The 25693-nt window shown below is 59.9% G+C and carries 20 protein-coding genes and 6 pseudogenes; 15 read left to right on the top strand and 11 right to left on the bottom strand.

Features of this window, described 5'->3' with window-relative positions:
- Positions 1–650, top strand: a 650-nt coding sequence (locus FV233_RS18665) for a DDE-type integrase/transposase/recombinase (RefSeq protein WP_147898388.1), incomplete at its 5' end; no start/stop codon positions are given.
- Here the strand turns inward: FV233_RS18665 and FV233_RS18660 are convergent.
- The gene (locus tag FV233_RS18660; protein ID WP_147898387.1) at positions 647–1612 is read right to left on the bottom strand and encodes an IS481 family transposase; all 966 of its coding nucleotides are present in this window, start codon (positions 1610–1612) and stop codon (positions 647–649) included. The genes FV233_RS18665 and FV233_RS18660 overlap by 4 nt on opposite strands.
- A gap of 109 nt (positions 1613–1721) precedes the next feature.
- Here FV233_RS18660 and FV233_RS31230 point away from each other — a divergent pair.
- From FV233_RS31230 to FV233_RS18635, 6 genes and pseudogenes are all read left to right on the top strand, one after another.
- Positions 1722–2132: pseudogene (locus FV233_RS31230) on the top strand (transposase); the annotation flags it as partial.
- 320 nt (positions 2133–2452) lie between these two features.
- Positions 2453–3883, top strand: coding sequence for a mannose-1-phosphate guanylyltransferase/mannose-6-phosphate isomerase (locus tag FV233_RS18655; RefSeq protein ID WP_147898386.1), 1431 nt, complete (start codon positions 2453–2455; stop codon positions 3881–3883).
- 85 nt (positions 3884–3968) lie between these two features.
- Positions 3969–5510 (top strand): glycosyltransferase family 4 protein, encoded by a 1542-nt coding sequence (locus tag FV233_RS18650; RefSeq protein WP_187278160.1) that lies wholly within the window; start codon positions 3969–3971, stop codon positions 5508–5510.
- 152 nt (positions 5511–5662) lie between these two features.
- Entirely contained in the window at positions 5663–7123 is a 1461-nt protein-coding gene (locus FV233_RS18645; RefSeq protein WP_147898384.1) for a hypothetical protein, read from the top strand.
- 113 nt (positions 7124–7236) lie between these two features.
- The gene (locus tag FV233_RS18640; RefSeq protein ID WP_246690022.1) at positions 7237–8268 is read left to right on the top strand and encodes a hypothetical protein; all 1032 of its coding nucleotides are present in this window, start codon (positions 7237–7239) and stop codon (positions 8266–8268) included.
- Entirely contained in the window at positions 8258–9616 is a 1359-nt protein-coding gene (locus tag FV233_RS18635) for a hypothetical protein (RefSeq protein ID WP_147898382.1), read from the top strand. Before FV233_RS18640 ends, FV233_RS18635 begins: the two co-directional genes overlap by 11 nt.
- Before the next feature lie 412 nt (positions 9617–10028).
- On the opposite strand, the gene FV233_RS18630 is transcribed toward FV233_RS18635, so the two are convergent.
- Complete coding sequence (locus tag FV233_RS18630; RefSeq protein ID WP_147898381.1) at positions 10029–10313, bottom strand: hypothetical protein; 285 nt, start codon at positions 10311–10313, stop codon at positions 10029–10031.
- A gap of 310 nt (positions 10314–10623) precedes the next feature.
- Here FV233_RS18630 and FV233_RS18625 point away from each other — a divergent pair, with 310 nt between their 5' ends.
- The gene (locus tag FV233_RS18625) at positions 10624–12240 is read left to right on the top strand and encodes a hypothetical protein (RefSeq protein ID WP_147898380.1); all 1617 of its coding nucleotides are present in this window, start codon (positions 10624–10626) and stop codon (positions 12238–12240) included.
- 63 nt (positions 12241–12303) lie between these two features.
- Here FV233_RS18625 and FV233_RS18620 read toward each other — a convergent pair.
- Together FV233_RS18620 and FV233_RS31225 are read right to left on the bottom strand one after the other, a co-directional pair.
- Positions 12304–12450 (bottom strand): annotated as a pseudogene (locus tag FV233_RS18620) (IS5/IS1182 family transposase); the annotation flags it as partial.
- Positions 12451–13060: 610 nt separating this feature from the next.
- A pseudogene (locus tag FV233_RS31225) lies at positions 13061–13222 on the bottom strand (transposase); the annotation flags it as partial.
- A 55-nt stretch (positions 13223–13277) separates the two neighbouring features.
- Between FV233_RS31225 and FV233_RS18610 the strand changes: the two are divergent.
- Positions 13278–14348 (top strand): IS630 family transposase, encoded by a 1071-nt coding sequence (locus FV233_RS18610; RefSeq protein WP_187278158.1) that lies wholly within the window; start codon positions 13278–13280, stop codon positions 14346–14348.
- Positions 14349–14388: 40 nt separating this feature from the next.
- On the opposite strand, the pseudogene FV233_RS18605 reads toward FV233_RS18610, so the two are convergent.
- A pseudogene (locus FV233_RS18605) lies at positions 14389–14481 on the bottom strand (transposase); the annotation flags it as partial.
- 79 nt (positions 14482–14560) lie between these two features.
- Here FV233_RS18605 and FV233_RS18600 point away from each other — a divergent pair.
- On the top strand, positions 14561–15130 hold the full coding sequence (locus FV233_RS18600; protein WP_187278157.1) for a hypothetical protein: 570 nt from the start codon (positions 14561–14563) through the stop codon (positions 15128–15130).
- A gap of 65 nt (positions 15131–15195) precedes the next feature.
- Here the strand turns inward: FV233_RS18600 and FV233_RS18595 are convergent, their stop codons facing one another.
- Both FV233_RS18595 and FV233_RS31220 read right to left on the bottom strand, forming a co-directional pair.
- A complete protein-coding gene (locus tag FV233_RS18595) occupies positions 15196–15720 on the bottom strand; it encodes a recombinase family protein (protein ID WP_246690021.1) in 525 nt (174 codons plus the stop codon).
- A gap of 81 nt (positions 15721–15801) precedes the next feature.
- Positions 15802–15876, bottom strand: coding sequence for a hypothetical protein (locus tag FV233_RS31220; protein WP_246690023.1), 75 nt, complete (start codon positions 15874–15876; stop codon positions 15802–15804).
- 317 nt (positions 15877–16193) lie between these two features.
- On the opposite strand from FV233_RS31220, the gene FV233_RS30430 reads away from it, so the two are divergent.
- The 3 genes from FV233_RS30430 to FV233_RS18585 all read left to right on the top strand — a co-directional run bounded on the left by FV233_RS30430 (position 16194) and on the right by FV233_RS18585 (position 17456).
- Positions 16194–16364: a hypothetical protein gene (locus FV233_RS30430; RefSeq protein ID WP_187278156.1), complete on the top strand. Its 171-nt coding sequence runs from the start codon at positions 16194–16196 to the stop codon at positions 16362–16364.
- A gap of 54 nt (positions 16365–16418) precedes the next feature.
- Positions 16419–17183, top strand: a complete 765-nt coding sequence (gene cysC / locus FV233_RS18590; RefSeq protein WP_210249493.1) for an adenylyl-sulfate kinase — start codon at positions 16419–16421, stop codon at positions 17181–17183.
- Between the two features lie 87 nt (positions 17184–17270).
- Entirely contained in the window at positions 17271–17456 is a 186-nt protein-coding gene (locus FV233_RS18585; protein WP_147898378.1) for a hypothetical protein, read from the top strand.
- Positions 17457–17782: 326 nt separating this feature from the next.
- Here the strand turns inward: FV233_RS18585 and FV233_RS18575 are convergent.
- Positions 17783–18930 (bottom strand): IS3 family transposase gene (locus tag FV233_RS18575; protein ID WP_147898376.1). Its coding sequence is split into 2 segments (ribosomal slippage): positions 17783–18672 and positions 18672–18930, totalling 1149 coding nucleotides; the frame shifts between segments, so codons are not numbered across the junction.
- Between the two features lie 132 nt (positions 18931–19062).
- Between FV233_RS18575 and FV233_RS18570 the strand changes: the two are divergent.
- Positions 19063–20364: pseudogene (locus FV233_RS18570) on the top strand (IS66 family transposase).
- A gap of 566 nt (positions 20365–20930) precedes the next feature.
- Here FV233_RS18570 and FV233_RS18565 read toward each other — a convergent pair.
- The gene (locus FV233_RS18565; RefSeq protein WP_147898375.1) at positions 20931–22826 is read right to left on the bottom strand and encodes a hypothetical protein; all 1896 of its coding nucleotides are present in this window, start codon (positions 22824–22826) and stop codon (positions 20931–20933) included.
- Between the two features lie 763 nt (positions 22827–23589).
- Between FV233_RS18565 and FV233_RS30425 the strand changes: the two genes are divergently transcribed.
- Entirely contained in the window at positions 23590–23763 is a 174-nt protein-coding gene (locus FV233_RS30425; RefSeq protein ID WP_187278155.1) for a hypothetical protein, read from the top strand.
- Positions 23764–24022: 259 nt separating this feature from the next.
- Here FV233_RS30425 and FV233_RS18560 read toward each other — a convergent pair.
- Both FV233_RS18560 and FV233_RS18555 read right to left on the bottom strand, forming a co-directional pair.
- Positions 24023–24343, bottom strand: a pseudogene (locus tag FV233_RS18560) (transposase); the annotation flags it as partial.
- Between the two features lie 74 nt (positions 24344–24417).
- Positions 24418–25314: a glycosyltransferase family 61 protein gene (locus FV233_RS18555; RefSeq protein ID WP_187278153.1), complete on the bottom strand. Its 897-nt coding sequence runs from the start codon at positions 25312–25314 to the stop codon at positions 24418–24420.
- Between the last annotated feature and the right edge of the window lie 379 nt (positions 25315–25693).

The raw sequence follows: 25693 nt of genomic DNA, 5'->3' as shown, positions 1-25693 counted from the left end.
GGCTGCCGCCCGCCGAGCAGGCCCGCAAGCCACACGGCAGCTTCAAGGACTACGAGGTCGGCTTCATCCACGTCGATGTGAAGCACCTGCCCAAGCTGCAGGATCGCGACCGCGTCTCGCGCAAGCGCTACCTGTACGTCGCCATCGATCGCGCCTCCCGCTACGTGCACCTCGCCGTCAGAGACGACGAGACCACGGCCTCGGCGGTGGCCTTCCTCACGGACGCGCTCGGGGCCTTTCCGTTCAAAGTCACCCACGTGCTCACCGACCGCGGCTCATGCTTCACGGCCGATGCGTTTGAGGCCGCCTGCCAGCGGCATGGTGTGCAGCATCGCAAGACGCGTCCCTACACGCCTAAAACCAACGGCATGGTCGAGCGCTTCAACGGGCGCGTCCAGCGCGAGGTGCTGGGGATCACGCTCTACAGCCACGCCGACCTGGAGATCGTGCTGCGCGGCTTCAACGCGGCCTACAACGGCCGCCGGCAGCGCGTGCTCAAGGGGCTCTCGCCCGAGATGGTACTGCGCCAGCGTCTCGAAGCCGATCCCGCATTGGCCAACCCAACCTACAGACCGCCCAGTTCTACTATCATCAAACGCGCCCTCTGCGTCGTTGCAGATGCCAAGGAGGTCTCGCATCCAGACAACTAGGTGTATGGACCCGGGATGAGGTGTGACGGATCGAGTCTGAAGCGTTTGGGCTGTTTGGTCCAGACCTGAAGGACATGCTCGTAGGGCGTGAGGCCGCGCAAGGTCTTCAGCCGACGGGCATGGTTGTAGGCGTCGACGAACAGCTGCAGGTGCGCCCGGAGCTCGTCGTGGTCGGTGTAATGGTAGCGCTTGACCGTGGCGTCCTTGATGGTGCGGTTCATCCGCTCGACCTGACCGTTGGTCCACGGATGGTTGGGTTTGGTCAGGCGATGCTCGATGCCGTGCTCGTGGCAGACGCGATCGAACATGTGCCGGCTGTAGAGGGCTGTCGGGCCTGAGCGGTTGCGCGGGGCATGGCAGAATTGCACCCCGTTGTCGGTCAACACCGTGTGGATCTTGTACGGCACAAACGCGACCAGAGCGCGGAGGAAGTCCGATGCCGTGTAGCGGTTGGCTTCAGCTTCCAGCTTGACGAAAGCCAGCTTTGAGGTCCGGTCGATGGCCACAAACAGGTAGAGCTTGCCCTGTTCTGTCCTGACCTCGGCGATATCGATGTGCATGTAGCCGATGGGGTAATCGGCAAAGCGCTTCTTCTTGGGCTTGTCGCCTTCCATTTCCGGCAGGCGGCTGATGCCGTGTCGCTCAAGGCAACGGTGCAGCGACGAGCGGGTCAAGTGCGGGATCGTCGGCTGCAGGCCGTAGAGGCAGTCATCCAGCGGCAACAGGGTGTGCCGCCGGAAGGCCACGATGACGGCCTCCTCTTCTGGGGTCAGAACCGTCGAACGGGGCTGCTTCGGACCCATGGTGGCATCACCGGTCGTCTGCCGAGTTCGCCACTTCTGGATCGTCGTCGGGCTGACGCCGTAGCGCTTGGCCGCCGCTCTCACGCTCTCTTGACGTAGCTGTATTGCGCGACGGACCGCCTCCGTCGTGCGGGCGCTGCCGTGAAGAATTTGGCCCATAGCGCATCCCTGGCCACATGGTGGTCAACCGTACCACCACTCCGCGGGATCAAACACCTAAACCATCTGGCACACCGTGCGTTGTGTGCCTCCGGTCTGAGGTGGGACGATGCTGAGCGACACGCAATGGGCTGTTCTGAAGCCCTTGGTCGAGGCTTGCCGCCCAAAGGCAATGACGCCGGCGCAGGACCGGCGACGCACGCCCTCGGTGGTCCTGTGGCGATATTAGAACGGCTCTCAACGCCGGGTGGAGCGCACTCCCGCAGGAACTGGGCCCTGGTGGCGTGCAGCGCAGATCTTCAACCGGTCGGCACGCGGCGAGGTGTGGGAGCGTCTACTCGACCTCGTGCTGAAGCACAGCTTTCAGCTGGGCAGGATGTTCCACTGCGAAAAAAAGGGGGGACCTGCAGCCGAGCGAGAATATCGTGAAGCTCTTCGCCGACCGCATAGCGGGTATAGCGCCAAAGCTTGCCTGATTGCAGGCAGCGTAGGCCGCGCGATAGCCTTCAGAATTGCACCCTGCCCCGCCGCTGCCCTCGACAATCTAAGGCAACGACAGGACCCGGTCTCGATTCGTCAAACCACTTGGTGCTGGTGCCTGCATACGGCCGGGCCCTCGCAGACGCGGCGGGCGTAGCGCGTGGGGTGGACTCCCCCTGCAGGTGGCTTGCCCGACCGGGCGCCGATAATCCGCGCAGGATTGTTCTGTTCCCGCGACGACGTTATGGGCAGACCTGCATAACCGTGGCCGACGGCGTGCCGTACTCTTACGAGCCCTGACCAAGCGGCCTGGGCCGCGCGATGACGCCTATCCGCCGAACCCTCCCGGGAGACGCCGCCATGTCCCGCACCTTTACCCCCATCCATCCCGTAATCCTGTGCGGCGGGACGGGGACGCGGCTGTGGCCGGCCTCGCGGGAGAGCATGCCCAAGCAGTTCGCCCGGTTGGTACACGCGGCGCGCTCGACCTTCCAGGCGACGCTGGCGCGGGTGTCGGACAAGGCCGCGTTCGCGAAGGCGACCGTGATCGCCTCGGCCGAGGCCCGGTTCATCGTCGCCGAGCAGCGCGACCAGCTCGGCCTTGCCGCCGACATCCTGCTCGAGCCGCAGGGGCGCGACTCGGCCGCCGCGGTGGCCGTGGCGGCGCTGCACGCGGCGGCCACAGACTCGCAGGCAGGCGTGCTGATCATGGCCGCCGACCACGTCGTGCCCGACACGGCCGCCTTCGTGGACGCCGTAATGCGCGCGGCTGCCGGTGCCCGGGCGGGCTACACCATGACGCTGGGCCTCGAGCCGGACCGCCCCGCCACCGATTACGGCTACATCCGCCGCGGCGAGCCGATCGTCGAGGCGCCGGGCGCCGCTCGCGTCGCCCGCTTCGTCGAGAAGCCCGACCGGAAAGGCGCCGAGGCGCTGATCGCGGAGGGCGCCCTGTGGAACTCCGCCTACTTCCTCTTCCGCGCCGACCTGATGCTGGCCGAGCTGGAGGCGTTCGTGCCGGACGTGCTCGCGGCCGCGCGCGCGGCTTATGCGGCCGCGGTGACCGACCTCGATTTCGTGCGCCTCGATGCGGCGGCCTTCGCCCAGGTCCCTAAGATCTCGATCGACTATGCGGTGATGGAGCGGACCGCCCAGGCCGGCGTGCTTCCGGTGTCGTTCCAGTGGTCGGATGTCGGGACCTGGGACGCGGTTTGGCAGGTGCTGGACCACGACGCCGAGGGAAACGCGGTGCGGGGGCGGGTGTCGCTGATCGGGACGAAGAACAGCCTGGTCCACAGCCAGGGCGACGGCGTGACCGCCGTGGTCGGCCTGGAGGATGTGGTGGTGGTGTCCACGCCCGACGCGGTGCTGGTGGCCTCGAAGGCGCGCTCGGGGCAGGTGAAGGAACTGGTGACCGCGCTTCGAGCGAAGGGTGAGCCGGAGGCGGACGCGCATCTGCGGATGTACCGGCCGTGGGGCTGGTACCAGCGGATCGACATCGGCGAGCGGTTCCAGGTGAAGCGGATCCCGGTGGTGCCGGGCGGCCGCCTGTCGTTGCAGAAGCACTACCACCGGGCGGAGCACTGGGTGGTGGTGCGCGGCACCGCCGAGGTCACGATCGACGAGCGGGTGGTTCTGGTCCACGAGAACGAGGCGGTCTACCTTCCGATCGGGTCGATGCACCGGCTGGCCAATCCGGGGAAGATCCCGCTGGAGCTGATCGAGGTGCAGGTCGGCTCCTACACGGGCGAGGACGACATCATCCGCGTCGAGGATATCTACGGGCGCTGAGGAAGCCGCCCAATCGCGAATCGCTATGTTACAACCCGCACCTGCCCGAACTCATCCCAAAAGATTGGAAAATTTATTGGTCAAAATGACAACCGCCGACAAAACTCCAACGTCAACGATGACCAAAGCTCAAGCGGTGAACAAAGAGCGGCTATACACATTCACGCCTCTGCCACCGTCGAGGAACGGTATCGCAGATTATGCATATGCTTCGATATCTGGGCTGTCTGAGTATTATAATATCACAGCTTTCTGCAACAATTTTTTTGCCGAGCCTCCAAAGGGAGTGCAACTTATAAATGAGCAATTCGCCTTTGAATGCTTGCCACAGAACGCAAAGGTCATACACCAGATCGGGAACAATCCAGACCACACCTTCGTGTTGCGTGCAGCGCTACGACATCCGGGCATTGTAGTGTTGCACGATCCGCGCATACTGTATCTTTATCAAACTGCGGGAATATCCAATCAGTATATCTATGACTTGATGGTATCCTCTAACAGGTTTGCCACCCGATGTCCTTCGGCCGCCAGGGGCAATGGGACTGGGATACAGCGCGTAGACCACCTTATGTACGATGGTCTGGCAGAGGTTCTGCAAACCGCTCGTGCTATCGTGGTCCACTCAAACTACAGCCGGCAATTAATCTGCAGTCACCACGGACGGGAACTCGCAGAGAAAATTGTTGTCATTCCGCATTTCGCATACGCGCCAGAGAAGCGCTCGCGGGCGGCGGCACGGGACATACTCGATCTGCCTCAAAACGCTTTTATAGTAGTGACGGCAGGTTTTCCTCACCCACGCAAACGATATGAGTGGCTGATTGAAGCTCTCGATCACCTAATACAATACAACTCTCGGCCGGTGATATGGATACAGGCAGGAGAGATGCGGAACGACGAAGTACCATTGAGACTAGCTCTTGACCGATATCCGTCAGTTCGGGAAATTTTGCAAGTTACGGGGTACTTGAGCGAAAATGAGCTTGATACCTATATCGCGGCCTCAGACGCTCTCGTCAATTTGCGCTTTCCGTCGGATGGAGAAAGCTCAGGTTCGTTAGCGAGAGCTTTTGGAGCCGGAGTTTGCTGCTTGATTTCGGACACCGCGGCGTTTAGAGAACTCCCGCAAGACGTTGCCGTAAAAATCCCTTATATTGGCGCACCCGAGGCAATTTCCGCGGCTCTGATGGAGCTCTCAACGAATTCTGCATTGCGTGACACGTTCGGAAATTGCGCGGCTCACTACGCGGAAACAGAATTATCGATGGACCTCTATATCGCTCGATTCCGCAAGGTGCTTGAAGCCCTTGACGAGTGCCAGATCGAAAAGCGCGGCGGTTTCGGGACTTCAGTGACCCGCATACCATTCGATCATATCCTAGCGCCGCGGCTACTTCGCGACGCGATCGCCAATAAAGCTGAGGGCGTAGAAATTGTCTTAGGGCCGATTCCTGCCAACCAGGACGCAGGCCCTCTACTTATTGCTCTGCTACCGGAGTGTATGGACGCACAACACATCCGAATTCGGGCGGCCACTGTAGAACGAGCGACGGGAAAAGCTAAGTATGAAATCGCGTTCCGCCTATGCTGGCGGCCGGAGCTGAGGCACAAGGTCGGCCACTGAGGCGCTCTTCGATAATCGTTTGTACTGAGGTCGTCTTGAAATTTCTTCGTGACATGAAGCCAATCAGGCGATCGTTTTGGCGCCTAAACGTCGGCGAATTAGTACGATCCGGCCTATTCGATGAAGATTGGTATCTACAATGCGCCTCGCATATGCTTGATGCCCGCAAAGATCCATTTCTGCACTATCAGTCGATCGGCGCAGGGCTGGGCATCTGGCCGAATCCGCTTTTCGACCCAACTTGGTATATTTCCGCATATCCGGAGGAGAGAGGAGATGGACTGCAGCCGGTGATGTCTTATTTGCAGCGCGGCCTCTTGCTCGATCGTCGACCCAATCAATATTTTGATACGCGCTGGTATGTTGAGCGTTATCCAGAGGTCAAGTTCTCCAAGCTGCATCCACTGATCCATTATCTTCGATTTGGTGTGCACCTTGGGCTAGACCCTAGCGAGCAGTTCTGCACGACCTGGTATCTTGAAAACAATCCAGATGTCTGTGAAGCAAGTGAGCATCCTCTTGTACACTTCCTGCATCACGGTAATCGGGAGGGGCGATCTGCGACCCTTCTGGATCAACAAGGCCGGTTGATCGCCCGCGTCGCAAAATCGTCTAGCTCTCCTGCAACGACGTCGAGAGGCTTGTTGGAGGCCGATAAGCGAGATCCTGTACTTCATGCCTTCCGAGAAGCGGTCGGAGCAGTGCTTCAGCTCGATCCGGCAGCTCGCTTCCAAGATGCTACTTACCCGAATCACATCCTTCCAAACTTGCTACCCGGCACACCGGTTATTGCGCAGTCCACTCTGGCGTCTTGCGAGAACAAGCTGCAGTTCTATGCAAACTTCCGTCAGGAAGGCGGTCACAAACCTATATTGGTCGGCCGGTTACCGCCGGCCACTGGATCTTCTGAGTGGGTCTATATAGGCAGCATTGAAGAGCTCCCTTATCCCCTTGCCGCCGCCCTTGAAACGAGATCTTTTTTGGTCCTTCAACAGGCGAGCCAAGGCCTCAAAGCTGCAGAAAGCACCGACGGAGAGCTCGTTTCGCGAGTTCCTCTCAGCCAGGACGAGTCTACGGGCTTAAAAATTCTCGCGTTAATTGCAACCAAACGGCTGCACACGCTCCGGCGAACGGGCGTCGATAAAACCTGCGCAGCAAACGCAAGTCTGCCCAGCGGCGCCGAGTTGCAGCCAAGGCATTTCATCTGCGCGAACGGATTCTCTGAAGAGGGAGGTGGCCATTCCTGGTTCTGGTGTGGACCAGAGCAAGTACGACACATCGCGCTGGGACGCAGGCCTGCGGAAAATATAGCGCTGAAGATATCGTTTGAAGCAATTGACCTAATAAGCGCCGAGAGAATTCAAACTCTGGTTGGTTTTTCTATAAACGGACGTCGTCTTGAAGCAGTATTCAAAGTTTCAGAGACGCGCGGAGAGGCGGTTGTGCTAATACCATTCGACAATGCAGCTGTCGAGCCGCTTGTTCTATCGGTTGGATGCCGTGAAGGGAAAAGCGTAACCGACGACCCGCGCCTGCTCACGATTCATATAACAGCTATCGTCTTCATGTATTTGGACGGTGGCGACATACCTGAAACAGTGGTGACCCAATGAAAGCTGTTTGGGCGCTACCGGCGGGGCCACGCGTTCTCGTGGTCTCACCTATGGCATCTCACCCACCCTTCGCGGGCAATTCTGCTCGGCTTCTCGCGTTTAACCGAGAGCTGATGCTACGCGGAGCGCGTGTTGACCTGCTTTACTACGGTATGGAAGGATTGACGTCACAAGCCGAACGCGCGATGCGGGCAGCTTGGCACGAGTTTATCTTCGTGCCGAGCCTTCCTCCGGCCAAGCAGTCCTTCGCCACCCATTGGGGTATCGACGATTGGTGTCCCGACGAATTGTGTGCAGCGATAGAACAGCATACGAGCAGGCATACCTACGATGCAATCGTCGTGAATTATAGTTGGATGTCGCGAGTGTTCGAATTTTGCGATATACCATTGAAAATTCTTGACACTCACGACGTATTTGCCGATCGGCGAGACAAGATGGTCCGCGCGGCGCTGGAGCCACGCTGGTTTTTCACGTCGGCGAGCGAAGAGGCCAAAGCATTCTCACGGGCCGACATTGTGATCGGCATACAAGACTCTGAGACAGGTCTGATAGCTCAGCGATCCGCCAGCCGCGTGCTAACGGTTGGACATCCCCCGGATCTCTCTTTCCTGGGTGGGGCGCCTAGCACAGTTCCCGCAGTGCTTTTTGGCTATTTTGCAAGTGGCAACCCCTGGAATAAGCGCTCAATTTCAGCCCTCGACGCCGAACTGTCAGGTCAGCCCCGCATAGACTGGGTCATAGCAGGCACAATTTGTGACAGTTCTATTATCTTTAATGCCGCGCCGTTGAAACTTGGCAGACTTTCGCAACCAGCAGATTTCTATGAGCATGTTTGTTGCGTAATTAACCCCATGATTGGCGGTACGGGTCTAAAAATTAAAACTATCGAGGCACTTTCTTACGGCAAGCCAGTTATCGGAACGGTGCCATCTTTCGAGGGGCTAAGTTCGGTCCATCCGTTCCACAGCTTCAACTCGATTGCCGATATGGCTTGCGGAATGCAAGATTATGCAGCTAGCGCAAGCTTGCAGACGGAGATTGCAGAAGCCAGTCGTGAGTTGGCCGTCGGTTACGCCGCGGATGTGGCTGCGCAATTCGATGAGTTGTTCGACGTTATCAAGGAAACTTCTCGTGGCTACTGAAACAAAGACGTTTGTGGGCGCGGCGCTGTGGGAGGAGAATGGGCCACCTCCCAAGGACCTTCTGTTTGGTCGCAGCGCGGCGAATGCCGGGCGGGTCGTGCTTACCGCGTTGAAGGATTTTCAACTGACTGGTCATGTTCTAGCTCTGGTTGACGGCATCGAGGTTGGTCGGAGTCGCGGCCGTTCCAGCTACGCCGAGGGTGACGAGGTCGAAATTTTAATTCAGCGCTTCCCCTTTGTGGGCTTGCCCAATCGTGTGCGCTTTTCCTCGGAAGAAGGATTCGATCTTGCAGAACCGCTGACAGTGGGCTCCCCTTCGGACGCGGCTCGCCTAGCTGGTCCAGGCGAGTTAAGCTGCCATGGATTAAAAATAGAGAATGGCGTGTTGACCGGTCAGGTGATCAACAAGCTCAATGGGCTCGCGACGCCCGTCCTGATTGCTAAGATCAATGGGGTGTTCAGGCAAGTGCAAGTTGGCCAACCAAGGCTGCGTGATGAGGGCGGAAGCCTTTACAAGTTGTCGGTTTCCCTTGCGGCTGAAGATCTGACCGATATCGGAATGACGCTCGCAATATTTAGTCTTCCGGATTTCGAACCCATTGGTAATGTCCACTTTTCAAGAGTAGAGCGTGACGTCATTGTCGACGCAGTTGCTAAACTTGACCAGCGTATTTCACAGTTAGATTTTAAAGCGAAAATCGATGCCGCTGGCAATCTCCGGATTCTCGAAGAAGCCGTCGAGCGGCAGCAGATGCGTCTTAGCGACGCCATCGAGTATTTTAGCGTCCTTGTTCACGATCATCGGAATCCGCCACCTGGAGATGTGAAGGCGGCGGAGGAGATCAATCGCACCATCCGCTCATTCTATGAGACAATGGCAGCTTCTGAGAAGGCCGCTAAGCGAAGGTCGGCCGCTGACATTCTGACGCTCGCCCCAGACCACGCCGCGTACGGCGATGATTGGCACGGCTTAGAGTTTATTGGTGGACGGCCAAGCAGGTGGATGCCGGGGTCGGCTACAATTTACAATCCGTCCGCCGAGCGCCGGGTTTCGAGCGTATTCCTGAGCGTTTTAGATTTTATAGGTGATGCGGCTCCGGATATCTTCATTCATGTAGATGATGAAGCCGCTATCAGGGGAAAGTCATTTGGGCTGCTTACAAGACGTACTCATACTATTAGGTTCGATTTCCCTAGTCCGCGCCACTTCGGTGTTGCTTGCCTAGTTGCAAGCCGCACGTTACGCCCCAATGAATTAGATGAAAGTTCGAGTGACATACGCCCCCTTTCTGTTCACGTCACTGGTATTCGCTTGCTGATGGAGCCTGACCATGCGGAGTCTTTTTGATTGGGGCTGTTCAACATGCATAGGGTATAATACGTACTTTCTGTATGTATATTGCTACGCTCATTTTCTTTCTTCCCGCTGAGACTCAGCGTCAAATAGGGCGCTGAGGTGGGTTGAGTGGCCGGGAAAGCGAAAACTTTAAGTAAGGCTTCAGCTTTACCTGAATGAGCGATTTGGATCCCGACCGGCCGACGGCGACAGAGAGTTGCTGGCCTACGACATGAAACCGATCTAATTAGTGCCGATTGAACAATAATCGCGGCTCTGATACCGAGGCCGGAACTGCGCGGTCGGCCTTAAATCTGAACGCTGCGGGGGGATCCTGGACACGATCTTCTACGTATGCGCGGCGGTATCCCATAGAGGGGCATTCCAAGGATCTGCCGCCGCTTTGTTACACGTTCGGCTACTTCTACCGGTCGCCTAACGCTTGCTTCTTCAGCTGTGTGAAGCACCGTGCGATCTGCTCGCTGTCGTCCAGGGATTTTACAATCGAGAGCGTGTCCATTCGACGCTCGGTTGTTTCGCTCCGGAGCAGACTAAGCGGAATGCGGGTTAATACCACCAATCCGAATTCGGAAGAGGATCGCAGTTTTGGGCCGCGCACTAACAAACTGCCGTGTTTGACGTTTGCGAAGGTGACGCGATCGGCATAGATCGCCTGGGCGACGCCGATCCGCACACCGGCACGCTGCATGAACCCGCGTGCGCGGTCCCGCCGGTTGGATGCACGCCGAATAGGTCGACAGCCGTCCACTAGCCTTACGCCTTGCTGGTTGGAAGGCCAGCGTGTTCGTACGGACCGCCCCCCGTTTGCCTAGCAGGGAATACCGGCAAAGCGAGGCGTGCACGGACGGGCCCTTGTTCTGATCGCGTCTGGAGGTGTCGGCGGGCGGGGTCAGTGGTGCTATTCGCGAGGTGGATACAGCGGTCGGGTTTACCGCGCCGCATGTTGCCTTGTCGATCGATTACAAGTGATAATTGGCGAATGAAATGCGGAGTGCCAAATGACGGATGACTTTGATGCGCGATTGTTGCGCGCTTACAAAATATTCGAAGCCGGAAATTATGCTGATTCTCTTGCGGCGTGTAAAGATATAATTCGGGAGGATCCTAGTTTTCGGCCAGCCTATTACTACGGCATGATGGCTGGAATCTACGGCGGCAAAATGCGGGATGTCATAGATCTAGGCATGAAGGCACCGCAGCTCACGGAGGATCGAGCTGTTCTTAATTGGCTAGGGGCGGCGCTTAGAAGCATTGGACTGCCCGATTTTGCTTTGTCAGCCCATAAGCGGGCATTAAAAATTGAGCCGAACGACACCGCTGGAATATTTGGCGTAACCCAATGTGCGCTTCAAGTTGGAGATGTCAGCTTAGCTCGATCTGTTGCTGGTGAATGTGGCGAACACCTAGGGCATTTTGCGGAACAAATGGTTCTTCCAGCTGAATGTGACACTGAGGACTTGCTGGCCGCAGGATGGCTATATGGGAAGTATTTAGTGGGCATCTCGCTCTTCAAGCTCGCCCGCTGGGACGAAGCTGTGCAGCAGCTTGGATCGGCTTATCCCCTGCTCTTACAGCAAGAGCAGTACCCATTAGCGAGCGCGGCTGGCCTTTTTCTATGTGTTTCGAAAGCATTTGCATCTAACAAATCCGGTCTGCGTGATATCGGTCGGGCTGCGATCCAATATTTCCCTGAGGAGAGATGGCCGGAAGCCTTTTACGGTCTCGGGCTGCTTGACGAAGGCTGCGTTGAGGAAGCCTTGGCTATTCTCGATCGAGCGAAATCGCGGCCCAAGTTAGGGCACGGTACACTGCAGGGCTTGAATTCAATTTTGTCGTTGCAGGAAATAAAGGAGGTGGCGCGGTCGACCGAGTGTAAAGACCAAGAGATCTTGGGTTCGGATCTTTTTGTCAGCAATGAAATTCTCGATAGCGCCATACTTGTTGGCTGCGATGGTGCTTATTTCGAGAAGCTCGGCCTAGTCTATACTGGTTCCCTGGCCCGTCAAGGCGACCAAGTTACCGTCCATTTCCATGTGATGAACCCCACAGAGGGTGCAGTTAAGTTAATTTATGATTTTAAGCGGCGGTTTCCAAATATTTCGATACAGTACACCACGGAAAATATCGTAGGAGAGGTGATTGAGTTAAAAGCTATGTATACGACAAGGCGGTTTGTGATAGCCCGCGATTTGCTCTGTCGGAGGTACAAGTCATTGCTCGTTACAGATATGGATATAGCGTTCACTTCATCGGTCGGAGCTTTTGTTAAGAGAATTGGCTCGGTAGATCTTGGCTTAATGACGGAGCCATCACTCTTTCCGTGGATGAGCTCGCCGGCAACGATCTCATATTTTACGAATTCGGAGTTGTCGCTGCAGTTCTTGAGTGATGCAAATCTTTTCGTCGATCGCGTTATGAAGAGAAGGTCTGCCGGCGAGAATGTGTGGTTTGTTGACCAGAATGCTTTATTCGCGGCTCGCCTTATCGCTAGGAGTCGGGGAGCTCGAGTTGCCAACCTGAGCTCAATCAAGCCTGGTTTATTTAGCTGCTACATGGCGGAGGGACGGGAGGCGTGGATAGATCGTATGATGTCTTCTCTCGAACTAACGGGTTAGATCTCGCCGTGGTACTTTATGTGTAGATTAGCGTTTCGTTTCTCCTGTCTTTCTTGAGACTATTTAGAGTTGGGGACAAAACCGTTTGACCTGATTCTGGGAGATGAGCGCGCAGGCGAGCGTCGTGAAGGCGAAGTGCAGGTCGGCGCGTCTCTCGTAGCGGATGGCGAGCCGGCGGAAGCGTGCGAGCCAAGCCAGCCTGCGCTCCACGGTCCGCTGTACAACGTTGCCCTTTGCGAGCGTGGGCCTAATCCGGCCCGCTCGGGGGTGGTGGGACGCGGAAGACGATCTCGATGTGGCCATCATCGATCTTGATGCGCCAAACTATTGGGCGAAGGACATCGCGCTTGGCCGTCCAGTCCAGAACGTCGAGGCTCTCGCGCACGCGAGCTGAGAAGTACTCCAACTGGCCAACATTCAAGGTCAGTTCGCGCTTTGCTTAGCCCGCAGCCCGGATCTCCCCGCTCTGCTCCTCCGCTTGCGCCACCCGACCCCTCAGATCGGCGATGCGCGGCTCGAACTCGCTCCGTTCAATCACTCCCTCAGCATAACCGTCGATGAGCTGGCCGATCCCACGCCGTAGTGTGGCGATGTGGCGCTCCGCCTCGCTTTAGTCCGCGGCAATGCCCACCCTCGCGGTCACCGCAGCTAAGCGTTGCTGGTACTCGTGGGCCACCCGCGCGGGATCGTTCAAAATGACCTCGATCTCGGTCCAGACCGTGCGCTCAAGGCGATCGCTGCGTACGGGCCGGTTGGTGCAGAGTAAGCATTCGGCATGAGCCGCAGGCATTCCGGTCGCGGTAGATTGTGGCCGCAGAAGGCCGTTGATCTCTCGTTCGACTGCAAAGATCGCATCTATGCGCTCGAACGCTGCCAGTGCAAGCGGAGCCATCACCGGCAACCGGCCACGCGCCTTGGCGGCGACGTCGGCAAGCACGAAGAATCTTCGGCGCGCGTGGGCCCAACACGCCGCCTCGACTAGTGCAGGGACGCGGACGGAGGATTCACGCACACGGTGAGACGTGCGAGTCTGGGCGATGGCTCAGACGGTATGCGTACTCCTCGATGCAACCGACGCGGCACGGCTGGCTGCGATCGCCAGCGACCGCTCCCGTCCGCTCAAGCACACCCAGCGCGCCCGCATCGTCTTACTCTCGGCCGAGCGCCTGAGCGTCCAAGATGTGGCCCGGCGGGCGGGCGTCAGCCGCCCGGCCGTGTGGCGCTGGCAGCGGCGCTACGCCGAGGCGGGCGTTGAAGGTCTGTTGCGCGACAAGACGCGTCCGCCCGGGACACCACCCCATTCGACCGAGACGGTCGCCGAGGTGCTGGCGCTGACCTACTCGGAGCCGCCGGGCGAGGTCACGCACTGGACCGGCCGGGCCGTGGCCCGCGCTGTCGGGATCTCGTTGCGCGCCGTGCAGCGGATCTGGGACACTCACCGCCTCCAGCCGCACCGCCTGCGCACGTTCAAGCGCTCGCGCGATCCCGCCCTCGCCGCCAAGGTCGAGGATGTGGTCGGCCTGTACATGGATCCGCCAGCCCATGCGGTGGTGCTGTCCATCGATGAGAAAAGCCAGATCCAGGCGCTGGAGCGGACCCGCCCCGATCGTCCGCTCACCTCCGGCCATCCCGCCGCCCAGACCCACGACTACACCCGTCACGGCACCACGACGCTGTTTGCGGCCCTCGACGTCCTGGCGGGTACCGTGCTCGGCCGCTGCATGCAGCGCCACCGGAACGGTGAGTTCGTCCGGTTCCTCAACGCCGTCGAGGCCACCGTCCCGCCCGGCAAGGCGATCCACGCGATCCTCGACAACGTCGCCACCCACAAGCATCCGAAGGTACGCGCCTGGCTCGCCCGGCATCGGCGCTGGACGTTCCACTTCACCCCGACCTCGGCTTCGTGGCTCAACGCGGTCGAGGGCTTCTTCTCAGCGCTCACCCGGCGTCGGTTGCGGCGAGGCTCATTCACCGGCGTCGTCGACCTGCAGGCGGCGATCAAACGCTACATCGCCGAGCACAACCGGAGCGCCAAACCCTTCGTCTGGACCAAGCCGGCTACCGACATCCTCGTCGCCGTCAGCCGGTCCCATGAACCATCCGTCTGAGTCAGTGCACTAGCGGCCCTGGACGGCGCGCAGAATCTTAGAGCCTGTTGAGCCCGGCAAACGCGTCGGCCTGCAGCACACCCGAGAAGCCGTCGAGATGACGCTCGGCATGCTCGCCTAAGCGATCGAGCGAGACCGTCGGCAGCAACTCCGCTGAGACCGCCTGCCTACAGGTCAAGTTTGCGGCCATCACGACCCTGCCGCTCATCGGCATGCAGAAACGCTACAGCCCGCAGGTCCTCACCTACATCCACGCTCTCGAACTCGATCCGCCAACCGATTGTCCGCCGATCGACTGGAAGCTCGTCACCAACCTGCCGGTCACCGACCTCGCCGGGGCTGTGGAGAAGCTCGACTGGTATGCTCTGCGATGGAAGGCTGAGGTCTTCCACAAGATCATGAAGTCGGGCTGCCGCGCCGAGGAGAGCAGGCTCCAGACCGCCGAAAGGCTGGTGAAGTTCCTCGCCCTCGTGACGGTGGTAAGCTGGTGCATCTTCTTTCTCACCATGGCGGCCCGCGTCGAACCCGATGGACCACCCGACACCGTCCTCACCGCCGCTGAGATCGCCGCGCTCGACCACATCGACGCGGCACGCCCAAAACCGCGGCTGCGTCGGCGGATTCTTGACGACACCTCCTGCAGATCGCCATGCACGGCGGCTACCTCGCCCGCTGCCGCGACCCGCCGCCCGGCAACATGGTCGTTTTGCGTGGCCTTACCCGCCTGCATGACATCGCCGTCGGCATCACCATCGGCGCCAAACAACGATGTGGGTAATTAGAAAGCTTTTCGAAGGCAAACGGTGTAGACCGGCTTCCCATCGAACCGATGGCCGTCACTGCCGATTCAGCGATAGGCACCGTAGCCGAAGGGGCTGGGTCGATGGCGCTCGGCGAGGCCGGGCGTGGACTTACCATAATAAGCGTAGCCGCAACCCCGACACACGACCAAGCCGTGGAGCAGCCACCCCGGCCCCCGGCACTGCTCGCGCTTGCGGCGCCGGTTCTCCTCCAACTGCATCCGTGCGGCCTCGGCCGTCGCAGGGTCCACGAGCGCCGGCACGGGGACAAGCACCCACTCCGGGCGGGGGACGGGAACGCGCGTCGTCGGACGCGCGGAGCGCAGCGGATGATGGCGGATCGGGCGCAAGCGGGGCTGGGGCTCGATGGCGTGGATGCGGCCGTACATGGCCGTTCCTGTGTAGGCCGGGTTTTCGATCATGCCGTGAAGAGTCGAGGCCCACCAGCGAGGCTGGCCTGAACGGACGCGCAGGCCTGCATCCTGCAGTCTTCGGCAGACCTCCCGCAGGCTCAGACGCTCAAGTCCGAACCAGGCGAAGATCAGGCGTACGACGCGGGCCTCCTCGGGCACGACCTCGAACCGGGCAACCCCACCGCCTTGATCGCGGGTGACGTACCGGTAGCCGTAAGGCGCGCCAGCCAGCGCGCTGACCTAGCCCGACCGCGCTGCATGGCGCCGCCCCCGCCGCTCGCGTTCCAGGATCTGGGCACGCTCGTACTCGGCAATGACGCCCTGGATCTGCAGCAGCAGATCGTCCTCAGGGCTGGCTCCAAGCGGCCCGGTTGATCAGGCGGCCTGAGCACCAGCGGCGACCGGCGACCAGTTCCAGGGCAGGAGTATGGCGCGCTCGGGCACGAAGATCGCGTCGATCCGCGTCACCGCCCCGATCGGAAACGATCGCCGCCGGGATGCCAGACCTATGGGACGAGGAGCGGCTCGACGGACGCCGCCCGCGAGCGCATGCCCGCGGCATTGTCGTCGGCTGGCCCATGCCGACGACCCCTCGCCGAGCAGCGCTGAGCCGCGCCAGGAGATCCGGCCGCGTGGGTTGCACGCTCGCCGCGCTCACCCCCGACCCACTGACGGCAATTGAGGTCGCCGAGCGTGCCGGTCTGCTCGGCCGTGAGCGTGCAACCGACGCGACCTGCACCCGGTTGCGCCTCAAGGCCGAAGGGCTGGCGATCAGAAAGATCCGCCGGACGTCGCATCGATAGCGACTTCCATCGCGAACATCTCTCGCTGCTGCGCCATCGGGCTACCAAGAACCGATGCGCGACGACGTGCCGAATTTAACACATCCATCAACACTAAAGCGTGTAGAATGCCCTCCAATTGTATCAGCGTTCGCTTCAATGAACCAGCGCTCCAACGACGCGGACATCCGCAACCTGACTTTGCACACGCTGCAGCCCCGAGAGCTGCGCTGGACCGCGCTCGGGCAGCGTCCGGCAATCGCTTGGTTTACGGGCCTGTCTGGGGCCGGCAAGTCAAGTATCGCCAACGCCGTGGACCGCGCGCTAATTCAGGCCGGGCGTCATACTATGGTGCTAGACGGCGACAATCTACGTCTAGGCCTCAGCAGCGACTTGGGTTTTACGGATGCTGACCGGGTCGAGAATATCCGCCGCGCGGCTGAGACCGCCCGCCTGATGGCTGAGGCTGGCTTGGTGGTGATAGTTTCGTTGATCTCTCCCTTCAGCCAGGAGCGCGCGACAGCGCGCCGCATCGCGGGCGATGTATCCTTCTTAGAGGTCTTCATCGACACTCCGCTTGAAGTTTGCGAAGCGCGCGATCCGAAAGGGCTCTATCAGCGAGCTCGGGCTGGCAAGATCTCGAACTTCACCGGCATATCAGCTCCCTATGAATTGCCTGAGTCGCCTGATCTTGTAGTAGAAACTGATGGGCGCACAATCGAACAAGCGGCTTCGTCAGTCGTATCTAGATTGATGCAGGCCTCGGCTTCTAACGCGGCACACTTATTGGGCCTCGGTTCACAAAATCTTGACTGTGCGAGAGCGCATGATGCAGCGTAAGCTGGTTCGACAGCCGTAGCGCAGACATCCAAACACATTTATTCGTGGTTCGGATGGCGCGCGTAACTGCCATATCGAGTGGCAGCTATGAATCTCTTGCGAAAGCGCCTTGAAATCGGGCAGGATTATCGCTCGGATGACGGCAAGATTCATGGCGTGATCATCGAGATTTGCCCGGTCGAAAACGGCTCGGAAGCGCTGGTTTGGCGCCAAACCACTGCCGAGGTTGCGCGCGTGTTCATCCCAGGCGAGGAACACCCACAGAAGCGGTGACGTCTGCCTGGACTACGGCGTCAACGAGATCCGCCGGACCTTGGCTCTGCGGCGCTGACCGGCAGCCGCTCCCGCGTTCGCACGATCCCGTAGGGTGATCTCGTGCGTTGGCCATTCCTGACAAGCGGCCTTAAATGCAGCGGCCGTCATGGACGGCGGGTAGATCGTGGCAAGGTGCAACTCGATGTTGCCGCCGGCGTTGCGCGAAACCTTGATCGTTTTGGGAACCCCTGGTGGCACCCGCGCATCAACAACCCGCAAGTTGGGCAGCGTATAGCGGCTAAGCAGATGTGCTCTGGCCTGCTGCCGGTTTGGTGGACACCGTCCTAAGCTAACTGAGCTCGGTTTTCGAACTCGACAGGGCTGGGGTAGCCCAAGGTCGAGTACCGCCGCATCTGGTTGTAGAAGCGCTCGATGTAATCGAACACGTCCGCGCGAGCCTCGTCCCGCGTGCGGTAGGTCCGCCGGGCCGTGCGCTCTGTCTTTAGCGACGAGAAGAAGCTTTTCATCGCCGCGTTGTCCCATGAGTGGCCCGACCGGCTCATTGAGCAAGTCTCACCGTGCTCGGCCATCAGACGCTGGAAGGCTTCACTCGTGTATTGCGAGCCCTGATCCGAGTGATGCAGCAAAGCATCCGGCTTGCCCCTGCGCCAGATCGCCATGACGAGCGCATCCGTAACAAGTTGCGCCGTCATGCTGGTCTGCATCGACCAGCCCACGACACGGCGTGAGAACAAGTCGATGACGGCGGCGACGTAGAGCCAGCCCTCGGCGGTCCAGATATACGTGAAGTCGGCGATCCATTTCCGGTTCGGAGCATCGGCGGCGAACCGCCGCTCCAGAAGATTGGGTGACGTGGTCGCCCGCTCACCCTCGTCCTTCGGCAGCCCGCGTCGGCGTGGCCGTGCCCGCAAGGCGTTCTGGCGCATGATCCGCTCGACGCGGTGCAGCCCGCACGAGATGCCCTCGGCCAGCACGTCGCGCCAGACGCGCCTTGCCCCGTAGGTGCGGTCGCTGGCCACGAAGGTGGCGCGGGTCTTGACCAGGATGACTTCATCCTCCCGTGCGCGTTGGCTGGGCGTCCGGGTGAGCCAGGTGTGGAAGCCCGAGCGCGACACGCTCAGCGCCGAGCACATCCAGGCCACCGGCCAGACGGCGCGATGCTTTGCAATGAAAGCGAACTTCATATCGCTTCCCTCGCAAAGTGGGCGGCGGCTTTTTTTAGAATATCACGCTCCGCCTTCCGACGAGCGACCTCCTTGCGCATGCGATCAATCTCGATCTGTTCGGGCTTCATCTGGCCCTGACCGGGAAAGGCGTGCTGCGGATCGGCCGTCGCCTGCTTCACCCACCGGTGCAGTATTGTCTCGTGAACGTCGAGGTCACGCGCCGCTTGCGCAACACTAACACCACGTTCGCGAACCAGTCGAACCGCCTCGATCTTGAACTCACGCCCAAACTTGCGACGGTGCATGGAGCACCTCCGGCTTCACCATCACACCTAAACCGGGTGTCCGTGAAACCGGCAGCAGGCCACTCGTACTTCCGCGCGGGCGAAATTTCCCACCCCCTTGCGCGGGTTGGGTTTCGCTGATTCCTTCCTGGGATGAGCCGAAGCGATCTTGAGCGGCTGAGCCGTGAGGAGCTGATCGATCCTTCGACAGGCTCAGGATGAGGTGGTGCTGCGATTGCAGCGCCCGGACAAGACCTCGCGCACGTCCTCGAAGCCGCCGGCGACAGACCGCAAGGAGCGGCGCGACCAGGCAAAGCCCGGCGGCGCCAAGCCCGGTCACGAGGGTCACAGCCGGGCGATCAGCGACGATCCGGACGTGGTGGTCGAGCATCATCCCGACCAATGCGCGTGCTGCGGCGGCGCCCTGGACGGAGATCTTCCCGCCGAGGTCGTGAGCGTCTCAGAACAGATCGAACTGCCGGAGGTCGCGCCGGTGGTGACGCAGCATCGGCGTCTGGCCGTGCGCTGTCCGACCTGCGGGACGCGGGCAGCCGCACCGATGCCTGATGCAGCACGCGGCACGCCCTTCGGGCCACGGCTGCACGCTGTGGCGACATACCTCAAGACCTTCCAAGCGCTGTCTTACGAGCGGTTGCAGGGAGCGCTGTCCGACCTGTGCGGGCTTACGCTCAGTCAGGGCGGTTTGATGAACCTGCTCCGCCGGGCGCAGGGCCGTTCCGTCCCGGTCGCGAAGAGGCCATCTCGATGCTGCGCCGGGCCACCGTCGTCGCCTCGGACGAGACCGGCGTGCGCATCGAGGGCAGCAACGCTTATCATTGGGTCTTCCATTCTGCCGAGGCGGTCGTCCATCAGGCTTCGCCGATGCGCCGTGCGGTCGTGGTGCGGGAGATGATGGACGGGCATCGGCCGGCGGTTTGGATCTCGGACCGCTACACCGCCCAGCAGGCACACGCGGCCGCGCACCAAACCTGCCTTGCCCATCTCGCCCGCGACGTCGCCTACGTCGCCGAGACCAGCGATGATCCCGTACCCTGGCGTCTGCAGCTCTGGCTGGCCTCCGTGTTCGCCCTGACCGGGCACGTCACCGATCTGGCCGCCTCGACGCGAGCCAGCAAGCGCCGGAGCCTGGATCGACAACTCGGCGCCATCCTCGCCACGCCGAGCCGCTGCGACCTGACCCGTGACCTGCAGGCCAAGATCGGCCGGGCTCGCCATTAGCTGCTGGTGTTCCTCGCCCACCCCGGCGCGGTGGAGCCGACCAACAACGGTTCAGAGAGGCTGCTGCGTCCGTCCGTGGTCCAGCGGAAGGTCACCAACGGCTACCGCGCGATGTGGGCCGCCGAGGGCGAGGCCGCCATCCGCACCGTCGTCGATACCGCCCGCCTCGCAGGCCGCAGCCCCTTCAGCACCATCCTCACGACCGTCGGCGCCTGAACCACGCACTTCTGACGGTGGGTAATTACGCGCGGGCGGCGAACCAAGCCGGCGCTGGTGGCGGCAAGAGAAACTCAAGCGGCTTAGCAGGTCTACCGTTGGGATGTTGGACGGGTAGTGCTCAATAAGGCTCGCGACGCTGTAGCGTCCCGACCGCTTGCACGAGGCGCAATCGGCCCAGATGCGGCCGGACTGCACGTCGCCCAAGCGGCCCGTCAATCTAACCCTCCGCGTGCGAACGGATGCGGAACAAACTCGAGGCGAAGACGTGCTTCAACCGGCGGCGACGAAGCAACCGGAGATTGCGGTGGAGACGTGTGGATGACGTCAAAAACCGCGCGGTGCATCAGGCGCTTGCGTGGACGCGCGCTGCGAGCTCTCAAATCGGGATGCCCGGCGTCCGGCTCTTGAGGAAACGAAGGCCTACGGATTGGCCAAGGTGACGCGGTCGGCATGCAGGCAGTAGTGACATGAATTGAAGCGGAGTGGTGACCACAGGACTCTCCGCGAAAGAGGAATCAGTCGCGGCGGGGATCTGCCGGGTGTCGAGCGTGGGGTTCAGGACGCTACTGAATTTCGACGGATCCGCTCGCCGTAATCGTCAGCCCATCGGCTCCGGGATATGTGCCGTCCGCGTTCCGGAAGAACACGTACCCCTTACCGGCAATAATCTGGCCGGATAGGATTTTGGCGTTCGACCCGAAGCCAGCGATCGCCCCGTTTGCGGAGGGCATCAGTGTTCCCGGCAGCGCTATCGCCACCCAGGTCGAGCCGTCGCCGCTCTTCGTGATGGTGCAGTTGAGCGAAAAGTCGAGCCGTTTGCCAACGAGCTGATAACGACCACTCGTGTTCCCGGCAACGAACGTTGAGGCACCGGACGCCAGCATACTCGGCGTGTAAGGCGTGAACGCCGCCCCGAACCGATTGGGCGCGTTAGTCACGCCCTGCGAAGCAATTGACCCGCCGGCGAACTGGTTACTGTTCTCTAGGATAGATGCAGTTGAATCTGGATCAATGTAAATGTTGTTTGTAATTTCTGATGAGACATCCTGTGTATGCGGTTTGTGCGAAAAGCGGGCACCAGATAACAGTACTCCAGTTCCGCTTCCGTGGATTTCAAGATCATGATATCTGTTGGTCGCACTTCGGCCGTTGCCGCCGAAACTGAAGCCGCCTGTCAAAACAAGGCGATAAACGCCCTTCGGATCGGACACATATCTGATACCGCTCTTGTTATTAAGGTCAATCGAGCCGCCCGAAACCTTCAAGTCGGACTGAAATATTTCGGCACCATACCCGCCTGCCCCGGAAATATTTGGGTTGTAGAGCGTCATCTGAACGTCGTGCTGTGACCGGAAGTTTCCAGAGGTGTTCCCTCCCCAGTCGCAGTCGATGTAACGCCAGTCAGCAGTAGAGCCGGTATCGGTGCCATACTTCGCGTTTCCAATGAATGAAGAGCGTGTAAACTCCGCAAATCCAGAGAAGCCGTTGGCGTGAACGCCAGAACCACTCAGGTTATAGGCGGTGATATCATCGAGCCGGACCCATGCAGGGATCGCACCCCCGGAGACGAAGTCAAACCCGTGAGCGCCGGTATTGCCGCCTACTCCCGCCTGCCCCGCTATCCGGAACTTAGAAAAATGCATTGCGGCGGCCGGGTGACCATCATTCGTGTAATTATACTTTGCCGAGGTTTTTATAATAAACATTGCTGACTTCGAGGCTGATTTTAAAACAAACACGCTGCTCGCTGACCCCGCCCCAACCACTTCGACCTGACCAGCCACGGTGATGCCACCGCTTAGGATAGCGCCCGAGGGAACAGTGAGACGGTAGCCTTCGCCTTGCGAGGCGGGTGACTGCGCGGCGAACACGGCGGCTTGCAACGCCGCGGTGTTGTCTGTGCCGGTTCCGGAACCGAAATCATAATCAGCCACCACGCCGCACGTCAGAAGCGAAATGTCGCTGCCGTTAGGAAGTTGACGCAGCCAGCGACCGGGATCGGTCAAACCGGTTGGCGCAATAACCAGGCACCCATCGTCCGCCGCAGCCGAGGTCGCCGACCACAGATACTCTGCTCCGCCTCGGTCGGCGGCAGCGTAATAGCCCGAGGTTCTGACCTCTGCGCCGCCCACAAGGGCCGCTGCGGGCCAAGCGCGAAGTGCGGAAATCGTCGCTACATTGAATTGCGTGGTGGCGAGCCAGTCGCCCAGCGGGCGCCCATAAGTTCCTCCAGACGCCTTTGCGCTCGCCCCTGGCATTTCGCCGGTCGAGGTTGATCCCCGGATCTGGATCGCGTTTGGCTGGGAGGTGAACTTGTCGTTCTGGTAGCCGTCGAGCTTGGGTCCGCCGAACATGACGCGCCCACCGTTGTCGATCCGGCCGAACCCGAGGATCTGATCCGCGCGCGCCGGCAGAACGGTGGTGAAGAGCGCCGCAGCGGCGACGAGGAAGTGATGCACGCTCATTATTCGACAGACCACCGGTTCGAGACGTTCGAGTGAAAGGCAAACTTCTGATATGATCAGCTTATCGTGCCGGGAGCTTAACCTACGACGATATCCGTACAGCCCCCGCGATAGGGATCTGGACCGCGGAGGAACGCAGACCGCTCTCGGCGGCGTTGTAGAGGACCCGACCACGGCGTTAGAGGGCAACGCGTGGCAGCTTGATCGTTCGCGGAGCCGCAGGACTCACCATCGTGACGCAGACATCGGTTGCGACGCGGCTTAGCATACGGAATCAAAGACAGTGACCCCGCCTTCCACTGCATCCAGCTTGTTAGGCTTGGCAGGGACAAGATTAGCGAACCAAGCCTGAGCTTCGCCTTCGCGATCAGCGTTGGTATCGCGGCGGCGCGACCTGAACGGTGCCCAGAGCCGGCAAACAGCCACGCTTTCCGGTTCAATGCCATCCCTGGATCATTCTGCCCATGTCGGGCAGGAAGTTGTCGCTCACTACCGATGGCACCCCCTGTTCGGTCAATCCGTTCGCGCGCTCTTTCACGAACGTCGGCGCGTCGGTGGCTGACCTACGTCGCGACCTCCACCGACACCGTGGTCACCGCCCGGGCCTGGATGCTGGATCCTGTCGTCTGCGCCCGCACGGTTCTCGGCTCCCCTCGGGCGTCGCGCGACGCCCTTGACGATCTGCACGGACTCCTCAGCGCCCTTCGTTCTGTACGAAGCTCTGCCGGCGACGTGATCGTTGATCGGGAGAAGCCCCATGAGGACGAAGCCCACACGTCCAGGCACACAGCCGTTGCGCGTGACTCTCGACGCCACTAAGCTTCCCGCGATCGACGCAGCGGAGCGCTGCCGGGCGCTGACCCTCTTTGCCAAGCTACTGTTGGAAGCCGCCGATGTCGCGATCACGGAGCGGCCCGTCGAGCGCGGCTGAGCTGCTCCCGCCAGCGGTGCTGCGGCGCAAGGCTGTCGTCTACGTCCGCCAATCCACCGCGGGAACGGCGACTGGCTGACGATGCCCGGGGCCGCGACCAAGCTTGACGTGACACACCAACGGATCCGACGCCTGAGCCGGAGCAGCGTACTGGCTACCGAGCAGGTGGTTCTCTGCGCGCCCTACCAGATCCGACCCGTGACCTGCAACGGGAGGTGGTGACGGAAGCGATCCGCCGAGTAGAGCGTCCATGTCCTTTTTATAGCGAAAACTGGATCGCAATGTTCTCAAGCATTAAGCAAGGATGGTACAATGATCTCGTCGTGGCGAAGCCCCGCAGGCCACGTTCCGCGGCGTTGTTCGAGAGACAGATGCGCCCATTATAGAGGAAGGCGGCAAACCGGTCCCAGCGCTTGAGCATGTCGTCGAACGGCTTGGCGACCGATGCCGAGCGCGAGAATGCGACGCGCTTGTCCTGCAGCCATACGTGCAGGTCCTCGACGAGCGGCCGGCTCTGTTCCTGGCGGATGCGGCGGCACTCGGCACTGCTCAGGCCGTTGATCACGCGCCCGATGGTAAACTGCAGCGCGGTAATCAGGATGGGACCACGTATTGCCTTATTCAGGAATGCTCCCGGGCTAGTCGGTCGTGGCCTCATGCCGAAGTTATATACGTCTCCTGCTCGCGCTTAGCTTCTAAAAAAGCTACCATTTCTCGTACCTTATCTTTAAAGCGTTCTAGGTCGTAACGATACGTATGTTGATTTGCATCGTGGTTCTCGTCATCCGGCCAAAGATACGACATGGTTTGCTGCCGCAAGGCAGAGATCCCACTCTGAATCCAATTCATATTACTATTTGTCAGGACCAAGCTTACGGCGCGGTGGGAAGAAAAAATTGTATTATGCATCCCGCTACCGAATGGCCCAATGATAGCTTCAGCTCCAGCGAATAGCGCCACCTGTTCCGGCCACGGCAGAGCGGCGGGATCGACGGCTACAAAACCGAATTCTACTGCAGCACGAACGAGATCCTCTTCATTTACGACGTGCCGTGGCATGAAAGAGCCTCTGCTGCCCCGATAAACGAAGATCCTTCTCGGATGTCCATTTCTAAGGTGGCCGAATCTCCGTACGCAATTTTGAATAAGGTCGTTAAATATTTCCGAAAATCCATTTTCAATGCGGAGGAGGGATGGAACGATCAGCATCTCCGGATGCATTAGTTCTCTCTGTTCATCGAAGAAGACGCACTCTTCCTCATGAAGATTAACGGCCATTTCCGCTAGTGAAAGAGCCCAATTTGGTATGCCACGCGGCAGTAAAATCTTTGCACCGTTACACAGCATCGGGCGATGGATTTGCAGCCGCCTGTACATCCAAAGTGCCGGCAGTATGTCAACAAGCCAGTGCCCATAAACTTGCCAGCCAGGCTTTATAGCATGGACGAGAGTGCCTGGAAAACGTACGTTTTCTCCCCCGCCGCGCAGAGCACGAAAAACAGCGCTGTTCTCATCGCAAGCAGCTATCTGTTCCTCAATGCGATCTTTCAACCATCTGCTTACAACAACATCTGGGCTCTCAACAATCTGCCGTCCCGGAGTCAATATAAACCCGTGTGGACCAGCACAGCCACGCGCAAAGCTGTAGCCCCCGAGGGAAGGAATATGGGACTTTGCTTCAAGATGTCGATCAAGCCAATATGGATCAATGTTTTGCTCCCCGAGGAGCGGAAGCGGCGTACGCGAACATGTCGGCGATGCGATCGCAACTTTAGTGAGTCCTTCGGGGTCGAGGCTATGGAAACAGGACATTGCTGTTCAACGAGACTCAAGTGGTAAAAAATAGAGTGTTGTCGAACTCGTGAAGAATGGCGGAAGATGAAACAATTTCGATTTTTTCGTACAGCCCTGCTATTGTTTCATATGTGTT

Source organism: Methylobacterium sp. WL7 (assembly GCF_008040085.1).
Classification (GTDB): Bacteria; Pseudomonadota; Alphaproteobacteria; order Rhizobiales; family Beijerinckiaceae; genus Methylobacterium; species Methylobacterium mesophilicum.
The sequence above is the reverse complement of the archived record's forward strand: the minus strand, read 5'-3'. Positions and strand labels throughout refer to the sequence as shown.